At 29.8% G+C, this 16,254-nt stretch carries 17 protein-coding genes; 10 read left to right on the plus strand and 7 right to left on the minus strand.

The annotated features are described in order from the left end of the window. Nucleotides 1-15: 15 nt before the first annotated feature. A complete protein-coding gene (gene rocF, locus ACKGJI_RS00825; protein ID WP_458700675.1) occupies nt 16-975 on the minus strand; it encodes an arginase in 960 nt (319 codons plus the stop codon). 9 nt (nt 976-984) lie between these two features. Next, nucleotides 985-1,989, minus strand: coding sequence for an ornithine cyclodeaminase (locus tag ACKGJI_RS00830; protein WP_458700676.1), 1,005 nt, complete (start codon nt 1,987-1,989; stop codon nt 985-987). 275 nt (nt 1,990-2,264) lie between these two features. Between ACKGJI_RS00830 and ACKGJI_RS00835 the strand changes: the two genes are divergently transcribed. From ACKGJI_RS00835 to ACKGJI_RS00860, 6 genes are read left to right on the plus strand one after another with little or no spacing between them, the layout of a single operon-like run. Continuing rightward, nucleotides 2,265-3,182 (plus strand): cytochrome-c peroxidase, encoded by a 918-nt coding sequence (locus ACKGJI_RS00835; RefSeq protein ID WP_458700677.1) that lies wholly within the window; start codon nt 2,265-2,267, stop codon nt 3,180-3,182. After that, a complete protein-coding gene (locus ACKGJI_RS00840) occupies nt 3,163-5,622 on the plus strand; it encodes an EAL domain-containing protein (RefSeq protein ID WP_458700678.1) in 2,460 nt (819 codons plus the stop codon). Before ACKGJI_RS00835 ends, ACKGJI_RS00840 begins: the two co-directional genes overlap by 20 nt. After that, nucleotides 5,619-6,623: a dihydroorotase gene (pyrC, locus tag ACKGJI_RS00845; protein ID WP_458700679.1), complete on the plus strand. Its 1,005-nt coding sequence runs from the start codon at nt 5,619-5,621 to the stop codon at nt 6,621-6,623. Before ACKGJI_RS00840 ends, pyrC begins: the two co-directional genes overlap by 4 nt. After that, entirely contained in the window at nt 6,605-7,270 is a 666-nt protein-coding gene (locus ACKGJI_RS00850; RefSeq protein ID WP_458700680.1) for a response regulator transcription factor, read from the plus strand. The genes pyrC and ACKGJI_RS00850 overlap by 19 nt, the downstream gene beginning before the upstream one ends. Then, nucleotides 7,260-8,111, plus strand: coding sequence for a sensor histidine kinase (locus ACKGJI_RS00855; RefSeq protein WP_458700681.1), 852 nt, complete (start codon nt 7,260-7,262; stop codon nt 8,109-8,111). Before ACKGJI_RS00850 ends, ACKGJI_RS00855 begins: the two co-directional genes overlap by 11 nt. Nucleotides 8,112-8,117: 6 nt before the next feature. Beyond that, complete coding sequence (locus tag ACKGJI_RS00860; protein WP_458700682.1) at nt 8,118-9,230, plus strand: PilZ domain-containing protein; 1,113 nt, start codon at nt 8,118-8,120, stop codon at nt 9,228-9,230. Between the two features lie 19 nt (nt 9,231-9,249). On the opposite strand, the gene ACKGJI_RS00865 is transcribed toward ACKGJI_RS00860, so the two are convergent. The 5 genes from ACKGJI_RS00865 to ACKGJI_RS00885 all read right to left on the minus strand — a co-directional run bounded on the left by ACKGJI_RS00865 (nt 9,250) and on the right by ACKGJI_RS00885 (nt 12,594). After that, on the minus strand, nt 9,250-10,218 hold the full coding sequence (locus ACKGJI_RS00865) for an amino acid ABC transporter permease (protein ID WP_458700683.1): 969 nt from the start codon (nt 10,216-10,218) through the stop codon (nt 9,250-9,252). A 3-nt stretch (nt 10,219-10,221) separates the two neighbouring features. Then, nucleotides 10,222-11,025: a transporter substrate-binding domain-containing protein gene (locus tag ACKGJI_RS00870; RefSeq protein WP_458700685.1), complete on the minus strand. Its 804-nt coding sequence runs from the start codon at nt 11,023-11,025 to the stop codon at nt 10,222-10,224. Nucleotides 11,026-11,051: 26 nt separating this feature from the next. After that, on the minus strand, nt 11,052-11,792 hold the full coding sequence (locus ACKGJI_RS00875) for an amino acid ABC transporter ATP-binding protein (protein ID WP_458700686.1): 741 nt from the start codon (nt 11,790-11,792) through the stop codon (nt 11,052-11,054). Nucleotides 11,793-11,936: 144 nt separating this feature from the next. Then, nucleotides 11,937-12,257 carry a cytochrome C gene (locus tag ACKGJI_RS00880; protein WP_458700687.1) on the minus strand — a complete coding sequence of 107 codons (321 nt, stop codon included), beginning with the start codon at nt 12,255-12,257 and terminating at the stop codon, nt 11,937-11,939. Between the two features lie 13 nt (nt 12,258-12,270). Then, entirely contained in the window at nt 12,271-12,594 is a 324-nt protein-coding gene (locus tag ACKGJI_RS00885) for a c-type cytochrome (protein ID WP_458700688.1), read from the minus strand. Between the two features lie 161 nt (nt 12,595-12,755). Between ACKGJI_RS00885 and ACKGJI_RS00890 the strand changes: the two genes are divergently transcribed. From ACKGJI_RS00890 to ACKGJI_RS00905, 4 genes are read left to right on the plus strand one after another with little or no spacing between them, the layout of a single operon-like run. Next, a complete protein-coding gene (locus ACKGJI_RS00890) occupies nt 12,756-13,649 on the plus strand; it encodes a DMT family transporter (protein WP_458700689.1) in 894 nt (297 codons plus the stop codon). Continuing rightward, nucleotides 13,642-14,118: a hypothetical protein gene (locus tag ACKGJI_RS00895; RefSeq protein WP_458700690.1), complete on the plus strand. Its 477-nt coding sequence runs from the start codon at nt 13,642-13,644 to the stop codon at nt 14,116-14,118. Before ACKGJI_RS00890 ends, ACKGJI_RS00895 begins: the two co-directional genes overlap by 8 nt. Continuing rightward, nucleotides 14,115-14,960 (plus strand): deoxyribonuclease IV, encoded by an 846-nt coding sequence (gene nfo, locus ACKGJI_RS00900; protein ID WP_458700691.1) that lies wholly within the window; start codon nt 14,115-14,117, stop codon nt 14,958-14,960. Before ACKGJI_RS00895 ends, nfo begins: the two co-directional genes overlap by 4 nt. Before the next feature lie 16 nt (nt 14,961-14,976). Further along, complete coding sequence (locus ACKGJI_RS00905) at nt 14,977-16,254, plus strand: OmpP1/FadL family transporter (RefSeq protein WP_458700692.1); 1,278 nt, start codon at nt 14,977-14,979, stop codon at nt 16,252-16,254.

Consider the following 16,254-nt stretch of genomic DNA (forward strand, 5'->3'; position numbering starts at 1 on the left):
CTTGGGCGAGGTGTCTTAATAATATTTGATAAGAGTATCTGTTACTTTTTCTAGTATTTTAAATACTCTTGTTGAATCTTCATCGCTATTGTTATAAATCGGATTAATTTCAGCCATCTCCCAACAACAAACTTTTTCGTTTTTTATCAATTCTAGATTTAATTGCATTGCTTGTTCGTAAGAGAGACCATTGCTCACAGGAGTTCCAGTTCCTGGTACATAAAGGGGATCTATACTATCAACATCAAAAGATATATAGATGTGCTTACAATAAGATAATTTTTTAAAAATCTCTTCTACTACTTTTTGGATACCTTTATAAGTAATCTCTTCTACGCTATAAACTGGAATTTTATACTTTTTGATTAAAGCATCCTCTTCTGGCTCATAATCTCTTAATGCACAAAATACTATATTTTCAGGTTTTATCGCGGCTTCATCTCCTGATAGCTTTTTTAGTTTATCCCAAAACTCTTTTTCTTTGTCGCTAACTTCATTTCTTTTACACTCAGTATTGTCAATATCACAGGCAATTGCCAAAGGCATTCCGTGCATGTTTCCTGAAGGTGAAGTATAGGGTGTATGAATATCAGCATGAGCATCTATGTAAACCACTCCAATCTCTTCATTAGGATGAGCCATCTTAAGTCCATGCATAGTTCCAGCACAACTTGAGTGATCTCCTGCTAGGATGATTGGAAATAATTTATCCTCTCTCATTTTTTTAACTTTATCTGCAAGTTGAGAGATGACAGGATAGACTTTGTCTATATATTTTGCATTTGTAAATTTTTCATTTTCATCAATGTTGTTATCTTGCTCTATCTCTTCTACTTCAAACTTTTCGTAATATTCTGGGTTTACTTCTCGTGAGCTTTTCCTTAGTGCTTTTAAGCCAAGAGCAGCACCTTTTCTATGACCTGCAATGTCTGCATAAACTTCTACTAGTTTTATGTGTTTGTAAATTTCTGGCATGCTAGACCTCTAAAGAAGTGAAAACAAATCTTTAACATCAGGGATGTTAGGGATTAGGTTCATCTCTTTGCCAACATTGTTTTCTTTGGCAAGTTCATATATAAGTCTTAAAACAGAGTAATCTTCAAGCGCAAACCCAACAGAATCAAATAAAATAGTACCATGAGTTTGCACATTTAGCTTTTTTTCACCTCTAATAACTTCATAAAGTTCTGTACATGTATAATCTTTTGGCATTTGTTGTATATCGCCCTCAATTTTTGCTTGTTCAAGATACTCTACAACAACTGTTGAGCTTTCAACCAACTCTTTTTGTATTTCAGTTTTTCCAGGACAATCACCACCAAGACCAGCTATAAAAACATCTTTTTTAATCATATCTTTAGTTAGCACAGTTTGATATCTTTTGTCAGCTGTACATGTAATGATAATATCAGCTCCACTAACTGCTTCATAAGAGTCTTTACAAGGAGTTAGTTTTACATCATAGCTTTGCATATTTTTAGCAAATTTTTCCATAGCTTTTGGGTCTGTATCAAAATATCTTACTTCTTGTAAATCAAAATAGTCTTTATATGCAAGATATTGAAATTCACTCTGAGCTCCAGTTCCAATAAGAGTTAAAACTTTAGAATCTTTTTTTGCAAGATAAATTGCAGCTAAAACAGAGTTTGCAGCTGTTCTAAAAGCAGTTAATAGGGTCATTTCACTAAACATTAAAGGCTCACCAGTTTCAGTTAGACTCAATTGCCCTGTTGCCATAACAGTAAATTTATTTTGAAGTGGGTTTTTTGGATGACCGTTTACATACTTAAAAGTATATAGTTTATCATCACTTACAGGCATCAGCTCAATCACACCACCATCTACATGGTTAGCAACCCTTGGACACTTATCAAACTTTTCCCAGTTTGAATAATCCTCTTTTAGGGTTTCTATAAGTCTTTTATAGAACTCTTTATACCCAATTTTAGATATAAGTGATTTTATATCTTCTATCTCTAATACTAACATTTAATTTCCTTTGTAATATCAAGAGAGAAAAAAGAGAGGTCGCCTTATGGAAAATTTGTATCAACACTCTCTAAAGCTCTTAATATGTATGTTTATTAAAAGTTAAATAGAGAAAAATCGAATTTTTCCATTACAGCGGTAAACATAACAAGAGGTTATATCTACTTGTTTATCTATTAACACCGTAATTCTATTAAATAACTTCTTAAGAATAAATTAATATTAATTTTTACCAATCTTGGATATAATGATATATTAGTCTCAAGGAAATATAAATGAAAATGGTTTTAGTAGCTTTTTTTCTATTCTGCTATGTAAGCTTATCGGCTGAGCCAATTACTCCGATTTCTCTACATGTAGATGATGTCGACATTCAAAAAGCTAAGCTTGGAAAAGAGCTTTTTTTTGATCCGATTTTATCTCGTGATGGGAGTGTGGCTTGTGTAAACTGTCATGTTTTAAATGATGGAGGGGATGATGGACTTAAAGTTTCTTTTGGTATAGAGGGTAAAAAAGGAAGCATTAATTCTCCTACGGTTTTAAACGCTAGGTATAATTTAGCTCAATTTTGGGATGGAAGAGCAAAAGATTTAAAAGAGCAAGCTAAAGGTCCGATAGAAAATCCAGTTGAGATGGGTCATGATTTTAAAAATTTAGTTAAAAAACTAAAAAATACACCTTACAATGAAAAATTTAAAAAAATTTACAAAGATGGAATTACAAAAGACAATATAACTGATGCACTAGCTGAGTATGAAAAAACTCTTATCACCCCAAATTCACCTTTTGATAAATTTTTGAGAGGTGATAAAAATGCGATAAGTAAAAAGGCTAAAGAGGGGTATAAACTTTTTAAGTCAATGGGATGTGTAGCTTGTCATAATGGGGTAAATATAGGTGGAAATACATATGCTAGATTTGGTATTTTTGATGAGTATGAAAAAAAAGACTTGGGTAGATATAGCGTAACAAAAGATCCTGATGATGTAGGAGTTTTTAAAGTTCCAACTCTTAGAAATATAACTAAGACAGCTCCATATTTTCATGATGGGAGGTTTGATAGGCTAGAAGATGCAGTTAGTGCTATGATGAATTTTCAACTTGGTTTAGAAGCAGATAAAGAAAAAGTCAAATCGATTATAGAGTTTTTAAAAACATTAGATGGTGAAGTTTATGATTTTGAAAATAATTAAAAAGATTGATTTTTTAGTCTTAACTATCATATTTTTAGCTCTTGTTCTGTCTGGTTCATATGTTTACTTAAAACAGACAAAAGAACAAAATAACAAATATAAAAATTTGTATGAAAATTTGTTGCTTATGCAAAATATAAATATAAAATTAGATTCTTTTATCTTTGCTCAAAGTGAAGTTAAAAATTTTGATAAATTAGAGCAAAATATAAAGCAGTTTGAAAGCTTGATGAAAGATTTTGAGGATGAAAGCTTATATCAAAGTTTAGGTGAAGAGTTAAAAAAACATTTTTTTAAAGTAAAGTATGATTTTGATGCAAAAAAGCATATACTAGAAAAGTATAAATCTAAAAATGCATTAACACTTTTTTCTCTTAATTACATCATAGCTCTTCAACAAAAAATTGCAAAAAATAATGATATTGAGATGATAGAAGATCTCTCAAGTGATTTAGTTTATTTGATATTAAAAAATTATATGAATTTTTCTAATAATTCGGATGATATATTAGATAAAATTGAAATGTTAGAAAACTTAAATGTTGGCATCAATGATGAAGCTTTAAATCAATTTTTAAAGTATTCAAAATTTCTAGAAGATAGTATTTTTAATTTAAAAATTTATAAAAAGAATTATCAAGATATAAATTTAGTGCAATCTATAAAAGGTTTTCAAGAAGTCTTTTTAACTAGATTTAACGATATAAAAAGTATTCAAGATAGAATATATGATGTTATTTATCTGCTCTCCGGTATTTTAACAATTATGATTATTATTGGTTATATTAAATCTCTTAGTTTAAAAGATGAACTTGCTTCGTTTAAATATGCAGTTGAAAATAGTGATGATTCTATCTTAGTTACTGATAAAGAAAGAAGAATTACATATGTAAATGATGCTTTTTGCAAAGCTAGCGGATATAGCAAAGAAGAGATTTTTGGTAAAAATCCAAATATTTTAAAATCAGGAAAGATGTCTGAAGAATTTTATAAAAATATGAATAAAACTTTAGATGAAGGTAAAAAATGGTCCGGAGAGTTTATCAATAAAGATAAATTTGGAAATATTTACTACGAACAAGCTTCTATTACTCCTATGTTTAGAAATGGAGTATTAAAAGGTTATTTAGCGATTAAACTCAATATCACAGATTATGTAAGACAAAAAAGGGAAGTAGAGTTTCTAGCACTTCATGATAGTTTAACTAAACTTCCAAATAGAAGATATATGAGACAAGAGCTAGAATCTTTGCTTGGTGATGATAACTATGATGTTGATTTAATGTTTTTAGATTTAGATGGATTTAAGGTAGTCAATGATTCTCTTGGACACAATGTTGGAGATATCCTTCTTAAAAAAGTTGCACTTAAACTTAATAACCTAATAAAAGATAAAGGTTTAGTTTTTAGAACAGGTGGTGATGAGTTTGCTGTTATTTTGACATACAAACAAACGAAAAGCATAAGTGCACAATTGGCAAAGAAAATAGTAAACGAGATAAATAAAAAATTTACCATTGAAAAACATAGGATTAAGATTGGAGTTAGCATAGGGATATCAAAATACAACAAAGATAAAGATGATATAAACTCTTTCTTAAGACATGCTGATATTGCTATGTATGAATCAAAATTAAAAGGTAAAAATAGATTCAAATACTATACAAAAAGTTTGTCTCATCGTTTACAAAAGAAGATAATAACTCAAAATCTTTTACAAAATGCGATACATAAAAATGAAATGTATGTTGTGTACCAGCCAAAGTATGAGTTAAGAAGTAAAAAAGTTACGGCTTATGAAACTCTTATTAGGTGGGAATCTAATGAGTTAGGTTTAGTAAGTCCGGCTTATTTTATACCAATTGCTGAGAATATGAAAATCATTAACGATATTGGTTTATTTGTTTTTACAAGGGCTTGTTTAGATTTTAAAAAGCTAAAAGAATCAAATAAAGATTTACAATCAATCTCAGTAAATCTATCGACTGCACAACTTTTAAATAAAAATTTATTTGATGAATTTATAACTATAGTAAATGAACTAGGAATTGAACCTAAAAATATAGCTTTAGAGATAACAGAAACAAATATAATTAAAAATATAGAAAAATCTTCAGAAATGCTACAAAAGATGCGAGAGTTTGGTTTTGAAATAGAGCTTGATGATTTTGGAACAGGTTATTCATCTATGAGTTATATCAAAAAGCTTCCAATTTCGAGGATTAAAATTGATAAATCTTTTGTTGATGATATACTAGAAGATAGAAGTGATATAAAGATCATTGAAGCTATGGTTTTGATGGCTAAAAGTTTTGATTATGAAACGATTGCTGAGGGTATTGAAACTCGTGAGCAAGAAGAAGTTTTAAAAGATTTAGGTGTTGATTTTGGGCAAGGATTTTACTTTAGTAAACCAAAAAGAATTGAGGAGTTGATTTGAAAAAGATAGTTTTAAACTCACCACTAGATATGCATCTGCACTTAAGAGATAATGAAATGTTAAAGATTGTAGCTCCTCTTAGCAGCAAAAGTTTTGCAGGAGCCATTGTAATGCCAAATTTAGTACCTCCTATTGTTAGTATAGATGAGGTTCGGGCATATAAAAAAAGGATTTTAGAGTCTACATGTAAAGATGAGTTTGAACCATATATGACACTATTTTTTAAAAGTAGTTATGATTATGAGTTTTTAAAAGAGGCAAAAAAATATATTAAAGCTATAAAGCTTTATCCTTCAGGAGTTACAACAAACTCTGAAGGAGGTGTAAGTAGCATGGATATAGAGGAGTTAAGGCAAACTTTAGAAGCTATGAGTGAGCTTGAAATTCCACTTTGCGTTCATGGTGAAACAAATGGCTTTGTAATGGATAGAGAAAAAGAGTTTGGCTCAGTTTATGAACAGTTTGCATCTAATTTCCCAAAATTAAAGATTATTATGGAGCATATAACCACTAAAGAGAGTGTTAGTTTACTTGAAAGATATGAAAATCTTTATGCTACTATAACAGTACAACATCTTTTTATAACTCTTGATGATGTAGCAGGAGGCTTGCTAAACCCTCATCTTTTTTGTAAACCAATTGCTAAAAGGCCAGAAGACAAAGAGGCACTTTTAAGTGTTGCACTTAGTGGACATGAAAAAGTTATGTTTGGAAGTGACTCAGCTCCTCATCCAGTTAGCAAAAAAGAGAGTTGTGGATGTGCTGCTGGGGTATTTAGCGCTCCAATTGCTCTTCAAGCACTTGCTGGATTATTTGAAAAGCATGATGCTTTGGAAAATCTTCAAAAATTTGTTAGTGATAATGCGCAAAGGATATATGGTCTAGAACCAGTAAAAAAAGAAATTGTTTTAGTTAAAAAACCTTTTAGAGTGCCAAGTAGTTATGAAAATGTGGTGCCTATGTTTGCAAATGAGGAGCTTTCTTGGAGTATAGAGTTTTAGTTTTAGAAGACAATGAACTTTTGCTTGAAACTTATGAAGATTTTTTAAGCCTAAAGGGATGTGATACCGTTTTGGTTGATAGTGCACAAAAGGCAATGGAAGTTGTTTATAGACAAAAATTTGATATCTATCTTTTAGATGTAAAGCTTCCAAACTCTAGTGGTTTTGAGTTTTTAAAATCACTTAGAGATTCTGGAGATTTAACTCCAGCTATATTTATAACATCTTACGAACAACAAGAAAAGCTAAAAGAGGGATTTAGACTCGGTGCAGATGATTACATAAAAAAACCATTTGATTTAGAGGAGTTATGGCTTAGGATTGAAGCAATTCTATCAAGAGTTAAAGGCTACAAACAAGATAAGATAAAGATAGATGAAGATTTTTACTTAGACATAAAAAGAAAAAATTTAATGAGAAGTGGCGAAGAGGTTTTGATAAATCTAAAAGATTTTAAACTTTTAGAACTACTTTTGGAAAATAGAGGAAAAGTAGTAACAAAAGAGATGATTGAAAATAGACTTTGGAGCCCAAATGAAGTTCCAACAGGAGGAGCTATTAGAGTTTACATAAATAATCTTAAAAAGATTTTTGGAAAAGAGCAAATTACAAATATAAGAGGCATTGGGTATAGGTTTGAAAAATAAAGAAAAAAGTATTATTATTTTTGCCACTTTTAGTGTAGTTTTTTTATCTTTATTGTTTGTAGTAGGATTTAGGTATATTGAGATATTAAAAGTTGATGGATACTTGTATATTGTTTTAAACCTCTTCTTTTTTGGTGTCTATTTATTTTTAGTGTATAACAGTATAAACTTTTTTTTAGCTCCAATGTTTAAAACAAATAAGATTTTAGATTTACTTTTAAAAGATACTTTGCATGAACTAAATATTCCACTTAGTGTAATAAATGCAAATTTGCAACTTTTAAGACTAGAAGAAAAAAGTAGCTCAAAAATAAAAAGATTAGATAGGATAAGTTTGGCTTGTTTGGATTTGACAAGGCTTTATAAAGATGTTGATTACTACATCAAGAAAGAGGTTTTAGAGGATTTAAAAGAGGAGTTTGAATTAAGTGAAGTACTCAATAGTGTTATTGAAAAATTTGCTTCTTTAAATCTACATGTAAAGATTAATTATGATGGAAAATCATTAAAACTTAAAGTAGATAAACATGGCTTTATAAAGATTCTTACTAATTTATTAGATAATGCCATAAAATATAATAAAAATAATAATCCAATAAATATAGAGCTAAATGATACAAAATTGTGTATAATAGATAATGGGATAGGTATGGATGAGAGTGAAGTTTTTAATGTATTTAATCGTTACTACCAAGAAGATAACAAAAACATGGGTTATGGTATAGGTCTTAGTATAGTAAAAGCTTATTGTGATGAAGAGAAGATATTTATCAAAATTGACTCAAAAAAAGAAAAAGGAACTAAAATTTCTCTCGATTTGAGTAAAGTTATAGCGGAGTAATGTAAAATGATTGAAGAAGAAACTAAAAATTTTTTAGATGACTCAATTGAATTTATTGAAAGTTTTAAAGATGAATTTGTAGATTATTTTATTGAGTTATGTAGAACATATAAAAACAACTACGAAGAAAATACTCTACGAGATGTTGGTGCTTTGATATACCAAGATATTTTTAAAGATGATATTTTCATCACTACTTTTGAAGGAAATATCTTTAGTGAGATGAAAGAAGATGGTGTATTAGTAGGATTTCTCATAAATAAGTTAGGCTTTTTTCTAATAGAAAAATATATTGAATTTTTTAAAAATAAATCAGTAGATTATAGTAACAATTTAGAATTGCTTGTAAGATTGGTTCATAAATATACGATTGATTTTGAAATAGAAATTTGTAAAAAAAATATTCAAGAACCATATTCCTTAAACTTTGATACAGAAGAAAGCCATAGGGATGATGAAAAAATATATAAAATTTTAGAAAATATAGGTAAAAACAAAAAAAATGTAACATTTTTTAATTTATACGAAGGCATTCCAATTTCTAGTGAAGGTAAAATTATAAAAATAGAAAATGATGAAATAACATTTAATGTAGATAAATTGCAAAAAATAGCCATGTTGGATGAGAGAGTTGCTTATATATTAAAAAATGACGATTTTACAAAATACATAAAAGCAGATATTATTGAGAATTCATTTCATGAAGACCAAATTGTATTGGGAAATTTTAGTTATCTTTTTAATATGCCAGCCATGAATAGAACACATATTAGAGTTTATCCAGAAGCATTAGTACATGTAAAATTAGAGCTTGAACCAAATTTGATCACAAATGGAATTTTATATGATTTATCTGTAAGTGGACTTGGTGTTATTAGCTCGCAAAACAATGGCATATTTGCAGGTGCAAAAGTGGATATAAGCTTTGATTTAGATTTTAAAGATGGTTTGAGAAAAGTACTAGTTTATGGAGAAATTTTAAATATAATAGAGTATAAAGAATCATATAGATATTGCATAAAGATTTTTCCTAATTCTCGTGATGAGAATCTCATAAATCAATATGTAAAATCAAGGGAAATTAATATTTTAAATACTTTAGAAGAAAAGACAAATTAAAGAGGATGTAAGCAAAAGCTTACATACCTCCACTAGCTTCCATTTTTTTCTCTAATTTACCACCGATTAGTGCTAAAAGTGCTGTTATACTAAAGTACATACCAGCAACAATTAGCCATGTTTCAAATGGTGAAAATGTGTTTGCAACAATTTCTCTACCCACCTTAGTTAAATCTGTAATTGAAATTACTGATACCAAAGATGAGTCTTTAACAAGAGCTATCATTTCGCCAACTAAAGCTGGAAGTGCTCTTTTTAAGGCTTGAGGCATAATGATATAAACCATAGTTTGAACATAATTCATACCAAGTGATTTTGCAGCTTCGTATTGACCTTTATCGATTGATTGTATAGCACCTCTTAGTACTTCAGCTATGTAAGCACCAAAAAAGAGTCCTAAAGATAATGCCCCTGCTACAAATCTCTCCAAGTTAAATATAGTAGCAACTATAAAGTAAAATATAAATATCTGAACCAAAAGAGGCGTACCTCTTATGACGGTAATATATGCTGTTGCAATATCTCTTAGAAATTGATAACTAGATATTCTCATAAATGCAAGAGTAATACCAATACTAAAAGCTAAGATAGCAGATACTCCTGAGATTTTAAGAGTAACTCCAAGACCTTTTAGTAAAGGTCCAGTTTCCCAAGCAGTTTTTGAAGCTATTGGGTCATACTCATAAACTTCATCACCATCTTGTGCTACTAGCTCATATCCGCTTGGAATTTCTATCTCTTTTATACCATCTTCATTTTTTATTCGAACTTTGTTACTAGGTGTTATCTCTAGAATTCCTTCATATGGAGCTTCTATGTTAAATACTTTTTCGTATGCAAAGTATTTAGGAACACTTGTCCATTTCCAAATATAGTTCATATTGGAAGCAGCACCATATAAAAAATATCCTATCATTACATAAAAAAGAACGGCCACTATGTGACCGAACAGTTTGTTGTGTAAAAGCGATTGCTTTGATTTTGCCATTGATTAGTTAACCTTTTTCAACCAAGCATCTTTTTCAAACCATTTGTTGTATATTCTATCATATACACCATCATGTTTGATTTGATTTAAGAAGTTATTTAACCAGTTAAGAAAATCTGGATCACCTTTTCTTACAGCCCATCCTAAAGGCTCATATGTTAAGTCTTCATCCATATGTACTATTTTTCCAGTTGCTTGCTTTTGAGCATAGAAAATTGCATTGTATGGTTTGTCATAAACAAATGCATCTGCATTTCCATTTAGTACTTCTTGAGCTGCGTCAGCTTCAGTTTCAAAAGTTCTGATTTTTGCTTTTCTAAACATTTTTCTAGTTGCAATTTCACCAGTAACTCCTAGTTTTGTAACTATAGTGTATTCTGGTTTATCTAGGTCTTTCCAAGTTTTTCCAGCATGCTTTTTATTTGCAATGATAGTTTGACCAACACTTATGTAAGGATTAGCAAAGTTGATTTTTAAGTTTCTCTCTTGAGTTACAGTCATACCACTCATAAGAATATCAAACTTATCAGTTAAAAGACCAGCTATGATTCCATCCCATGCAGTTGGAACAAGTTTTAGTTTAACACCCATTGCTTTTGCCATAGCCTTAGCTATATCAACATCAAAACCAATGATATTACCTTTTTTATCTTTCATCTCAAATGGCATATAGCCAGGTTCCATTCCAACTCTTAATTCACCTCTTTGTAGAACTTGATTAAGTGTTGATTTTTGCCATAAACTGATATCATCAGCCATTGCGTTTAGTCCAAGCATTAAAAATAATGCAACAAGAATTTTTTTCATTCTATCTCCTTTTGATTTTTTGTTTATTAGTGTACTAATACTTCTTGTAAGAATTTTTGTGCACGCTCAGTTTTTGGATGTTTAAAGAAATTTTCCGGCGTATTTTCTTCTAAAATTTGACCTTCATCCATAAATACAACACGATTACTAACCTCTTTTGCAAAACCCATTTCGTGAGTTACACAAACTATAGTATAATTTTCGTGCGCTAGATCTCTCATAACATCTAAAACACCACCTATCATTTCAGGATCAAGTGCACTTGTTGGTTCATCAAAAAGTATAACTTTTGGTTTCATTGCAAGTGTTCTAGCGATTGCAACACGCTGTTTTTGACCACCACTAAGCTCATTTGGATATCCTTCAGCCTTGTGAACAAGTCCAACTTTTTCTAAAAGTTTCAAAGATATTTCATTTGCATCATGCTTTGGAGTACCTTTAACTTTAACTTGTGCTATTGTTATGTTTTCTAGTATTGTTAAGTGAGGAAAGAGATTGAAATGCTGAAAAAGCATACCTGTTTCAGCTCTAAGCTCATTTACATTGACTGATTTGTCGTAAAGATTTTGTCCATCAACAAAAATGTCTCCACTATCAATATCTTCTAAGCGATTTATACATCTAATTAAAGTTGATTTTCCACTTCCACTAGGTCCGCATATAACTACTATCTCACCTTCATTTACATCAAAGTTGATATTTTTAAGTACATGAAAATCTCCATAGTACTTTTCAACATTTTTCATGCTAATTATTGGTTTTTCCATATAACCCTTTCTTTAATTGCGTAATAGTGATTTTATCAGCTTATCATAAAACGAATATAAAAAAAAGGTATTTCGTGTATATTTTTTAAACAATGTATATTTTTGTTACATTTATATATACTATTAATGTTATTGTATTTACATTTAGTTACAGCTTGGCACGTTTCCACTATCACTAGCAAATGAGCTGAAAAAATGATATAAGTTTTTTTGTTTCTTTTTTGAAGATATGTTTGGTGCTTTTGGACATATTCTTTGAATTTCTTCTGCTAGTTTACCACTTCTATAGATATTTCTCCATTCTCTTTTTGTGTGATATTTACCCATAACGTCACCTTTAAATCCACAAGGTTTTTTTAGAAGCTGGATGTAATATCTTTTTCCTTTAACAACGCTAGCGTTTGCTTGTTGTGTAAATGCAACTAAAGTAAGTAGTACAATTAGAGATGAAAATATCTTTTTCATTTTATTTCTATCCTTATTTTTTTAGGTTTGATATGTAATTTGCGAGTTCTTCTATCTGTTTATCATTTAGTACTTTAATTTTTTTAGCCATTACTTTTGTCACGCCTCTGCCTTCAAATTTTGAATCTTTAAAAAAATTCATACTATCTATCAAATCTTCAACGCTTTGACCTGCTATGGCATCACTCATCCCAAAAGCCTTGTTTTTCCCATCTTTACCATGACATTTTGCACATCCTTTGAAAATTTCTTTGGCTTCTTTAAAATCATTTATTGAGTTTGCTTGCAATAAAGAAAATGAAAATAAAACTGATAAAATTAATCTAAAAAAATTCATAATGACAACCTTCATGGCAAAATTTCAATATTATAGCACTATTTTGTTAAAATGTTAAATAAAATTTACTAAAAAGTTCAAAGTAGAGTTGATTTATATTAAATTATGAAATATTTTCGATATATGGTAGAATACGCGTTTTTATAATAAGGATATAAAATTTGATAAAAAGTAAGATAAAAGAGTTTGGAGCTGATTTTTCACTTTTACTTGTAGCAATTGCTTGGGGAGGAACATTTTTTATTGTTCAAGATGCCATAGAAGATACTCCAGTTTATGTTTTTTTATTTTGGCGTTTTTTTATGGCTGCAATTTTTATGGCTGTTATTTCATATAAAGAGTTTTTACATGTAGATAAAAAAACTATAAAAGCAGGATTCCTTCTTGGTTTATTTATGTTTTTAGGATTTGCTTTTCAAACTTTTGGTTTAACTTATACTTACTCTTCAACAGTTGCGTTTATAACAGGCTTAAATGTTGTAATTGTGCCTTTGTTGGTTTATCTACTTTTTAAGAAAAAAGTTTCTACTTACTCATTGATGGGAGCAATTTTAGCTACAATTGGACTGTATTTTTTAACAAACAATGAGATAGGATTTGCAAGAGGTGAATTTTATACTTTTATTTGTGCAATTATGTTTGCTCTTCATATAGTCTTCACAGGAAATTACTCGAAACAATATAGTCCATTTTTATTAGTTACAATCCAATTTAGTGTTGTGGCTTTGTTTAGTTTAATAGGAGCTATGGTTTTAGATGGTAAGATTATGCCTAAGAGTTTTGATGGAATATTTTTACAAGCATTAATAATAACGGTACTTTTCGCAACAGTTTTTGCTTTTTTTGTTCAAACTGTTATGCAAAAATTTACAACTCCGGCAAAGACTGCTATTATATTTACAATGGAACCAGTGAGTGCAGGATTTTTTGGATACTATTTTGCAAATGAGAGTTTGTTAGCTACTCAGCTTTTTGGAGCAGGATTGATTTTGGTAGGAACATTAAGTGCAGAGCTTGGAACTTACTATAAAAACAAAAGAAGCTCTAGTGATTAGATTTTTTGTAGTTGTATCACTCGTTTTCTTACTAGGCGGATGTTCTTTTAAAAATCCTTATATGTCATCTAAATCTTATCATGTTGTGATTAAAAATAAGCAGATTGCTTTGAGTGATACTGGTTTTATAAAAAAAGATAGTAAAAGATTTAATTTGCAACTTTTTTCAGCAGGGACTCCTGTTTTGGATTTGCTTATAAAAGATGATGTATGTTTAGATTATGTGTGTGTGAGTAAAGAAAAGTTCAATAGCGATTTTTTTGGATACTCTCATTACAAAACTTTTGTGGATGATTTGTTTAATTTTAAGCCAATCTACAACGGAAAGAGTTTAAAAAAGTTAAAAAATGGATTTAATCAAAGTTTAAAAACAAAACACTATGATGTATTTTACGAAATTAAAGAAGATAGTTTATATTTTAAAGATAAACAAAATAGAGTTTTAATAAAACTTAAGGAAATAAGATGAAGTATATTGGTGCTCATGTAAGTGCTAGTGGAGGAGTATTTAATGCTCCTATTAATGCAAAAAAGATAAATGCAAAAGCCTTTGCACTTTTTGTGAAAAATCAAAGACAGTGGAATGCAAAACCACTTGATGATAAAATTATAAAAAAATTCAAAGATGAATTAGAAAAAAGTGAGATATTACCTAAACATGTTTTACCTCATGATAGCTATCTTATAAATCTAGGACATCCTGAGCTTGAAAAAAGAGAAAAATCTTTAAATGCTTTTATTGATGAGCTTCAAAGGTGTGAACTTTTAGGACTTGATAGATTAAATTTTCACCCAGGAAGTTATTTAAAACTTATTAGTGAAGAAGAGTGTTTAGAAAATATAAGCAAATCTATGAATAAAGCTTTAGAGGTAACAAAAGATGTAAAGCTTGTGATAGAAAATACAGCAGGTCAAGGTAGTAATCTTGGCTATAAGTTTGAACATCTTGCATATTTGATTGAAAATAGTATAGATAAGAGTAGAGTAGGTGTTTGTATCGATACTTGTCACATGTTTGTAGCAGGTTATGATATACGAACTAAAGAGGCATATGAAAAAACTATGCAAAATTTTGATACAATTGTCGGTTTTGAATATCTTATGGGAATGCACATAAATGATTCAAAACCTGAGCTTGGCAGCAAAAAAGATAGGCACGAGTCTATTGGTAAGGGCAAAATCGGTCTTGATGCATTTAGATTTATTATGAATGATGAAAGGATTGATGATATACCAATGGTGCTTGAGACCATAGATGAGACTATATGGGATCAAGAAATCGAACTTTTATATAGTCTTATTGAAAATTAATTATTTAGGAGAACATATGAATACATATACAAAGGCATTAGTACTACTAGGGGTTGGTGCATTGAGCTTAAATGCATCAGGATATAGAATCCCTGAGCAATCATCAAACAGTGTGGCTTTAGGAGCTGCTTATGTAGCAAATGCAAATGGTGCAGATGCTAGTTATTATAACCCTGCAAATATGGTTTGGAATGATAATGCTAGTGAGATGGAATTAGCATTTACTTATATAAATCTTCCAAAAGTTAAATATACAGATAATAGAACGTCAACTTACAATGGTGATTCTAAACAAGAGAACTTTTATGTACCTACATTTCACTATGTATCACCTGAAGTAAACAACTGGAGATTTGGTCTTTCTTTTGTAGCTCCTGGTGGACTTTCAAAAAGATGGGATGAGGCTTTTTCTAAAACTTTTTCTGAAGAATTTACACTAAAAATATTAGAATTAAACCCAACTGCAGCATATAAAGTAAATGATAAATTTTCTATAGGTTTTGGTTTAAGAGGTGTTTATACAGATGGTATAGTTAAGAGTGATGGAGCAGCACCAGCTGATTTAAATTTAGATGGTACCAATGAGTCTTATGTTAATGTAAAAAGAGATATGACAGGAGATTCAATTGATTTTGGTTATAACTTAGCGCTAAGTTACAAACCAATAGAAAATTTAACTCTATCGACAACTTATCGCTCAAAAGTGGACTTGACTGTAACAGGAGATGCGAAATTGTCAAATATTGTTCTTTCAGGCTTAGCACCATATGGTACAGTTTTAGGAACATATAATGGTGGGGCAAGTGTTACTATCCCTCTTCCAGCTACATTGGCAATTGCTGCTGCTTATACATTTAATAAAACAACAGTTGAATTAGTTTTAGATAGAACATATTGGTCAGATTATAAAAATTTAGATTTTAATTATGATAGTGATTTAACAACCGGAGCGTTGGCTACTTTTGATAATGTTAAACCAAAAAATTGGAAAGATGTAAATGCATATCGTATCGGTATAACACATCAGTACAATGATAAATTAAAATTAATGGCAGGCTTTTCTATCGATAAAACTCCAGCACCAGATGCTACTTTAGGATTTGAGCTTCCAGATAGTGATGCTTACCTTTACTCAGCTGGTTTAGAGTATAAAGTAAATGACAAAATGAAACTTGGTTTTTCTTATCTCTTTAGTGATAAAGATACAAGAAGTGTAAATAATGGTACATTAGATGGAACTTTTACAGATTCAGCAGCACACTTAGTAACAGCTTCACTAAAATATAGGTTCTAA

The sequence above is a fragment of the Sulfurospirillum sp. 1307 genome, from assembly GCF_054408545.1.

Coding starts and splice junctions, on each gene's coding strand:
- rocF (WP_458700675.1), bottom strand. CDS start 975: ATGCCAGAAATTTACAAACACATAAAACTAGTAGAAGTTTATGCAGAC.
- ACKGJI_RS00840 (WP_458700678.1), top strand. CDS start 3,163: ATGATTTTGAAAATAATTAAAAAGATTGATTTTTTAGTCTTAACTATC.
- ACKGJI_RS00875 (WP_458700686.1), bottom strand. CDS start 11,792: ATGGAAAAACCAATAATTAGCATGAAAAATGTTGAAAAGTACTATGGA.
- ACKGJI_RS00860 (WP_458700682.1), top strand. CDS start 8,118: ATGATTGAAGAAGAAACTAAAAATTTTTTAGATGACTCAATTGAATTT.
- ACKGJI_RS00885 (WP_458700688.1), bottom strand. CDS start 12,594: ATGAATTTTTTTAGATTAATTTTATCAGTTTTATTTTCATTTTCTTTA.
- ACKGJI_RS00870 (WP_458700685.1), bottom strand. CDS start 11,025: ATGAAAAAAATTCTTGTTGCATTATTTTTAATGCTTGGACTAAACGCA.
- ACKGJI_RS00865 (WP_458700683.1), bottom strand. CDS start 10,218: ATGGCAAAATCAAAGCAATCGCTTTTACACAACAAACTGTTCGGTCAC.
- ACKGJI_RS00905 (WP_458700692.1), top strand. CDS start 14,977: ATGAATACATATACAAAGGCATTAGTACTACTAGGGGTTGGTGCATTG.
- ACKGJI_RS00830 (WP_458700676.1), bottom strand. CDS start 1,989: ATGTTAGTATTAGAGATAGAAGATATAAAATCACTTATATCTAAAATT.
- nfo (WP_458700691.1), top strand. CDS start 14,115: ATGAAGTATATTGGTGCTCATGTAAGTGCTAGTGGAGGAGTATTTAAT.
- ACKGJI_RS00835 (WP_458700677.1), top strand. CDS start 2,265: ATGAAAATGGTTTTAGTAGCTTTTTTTCTATTCTGCTATGTAAGCTTA.
- ACKGJI_RS00880 (WP_458700687.1), bottom strand. CDS start 12,257: ATGAAAAAGATATTTTCATCTCTAATTGTACTACTTACTTTAGTTGCA.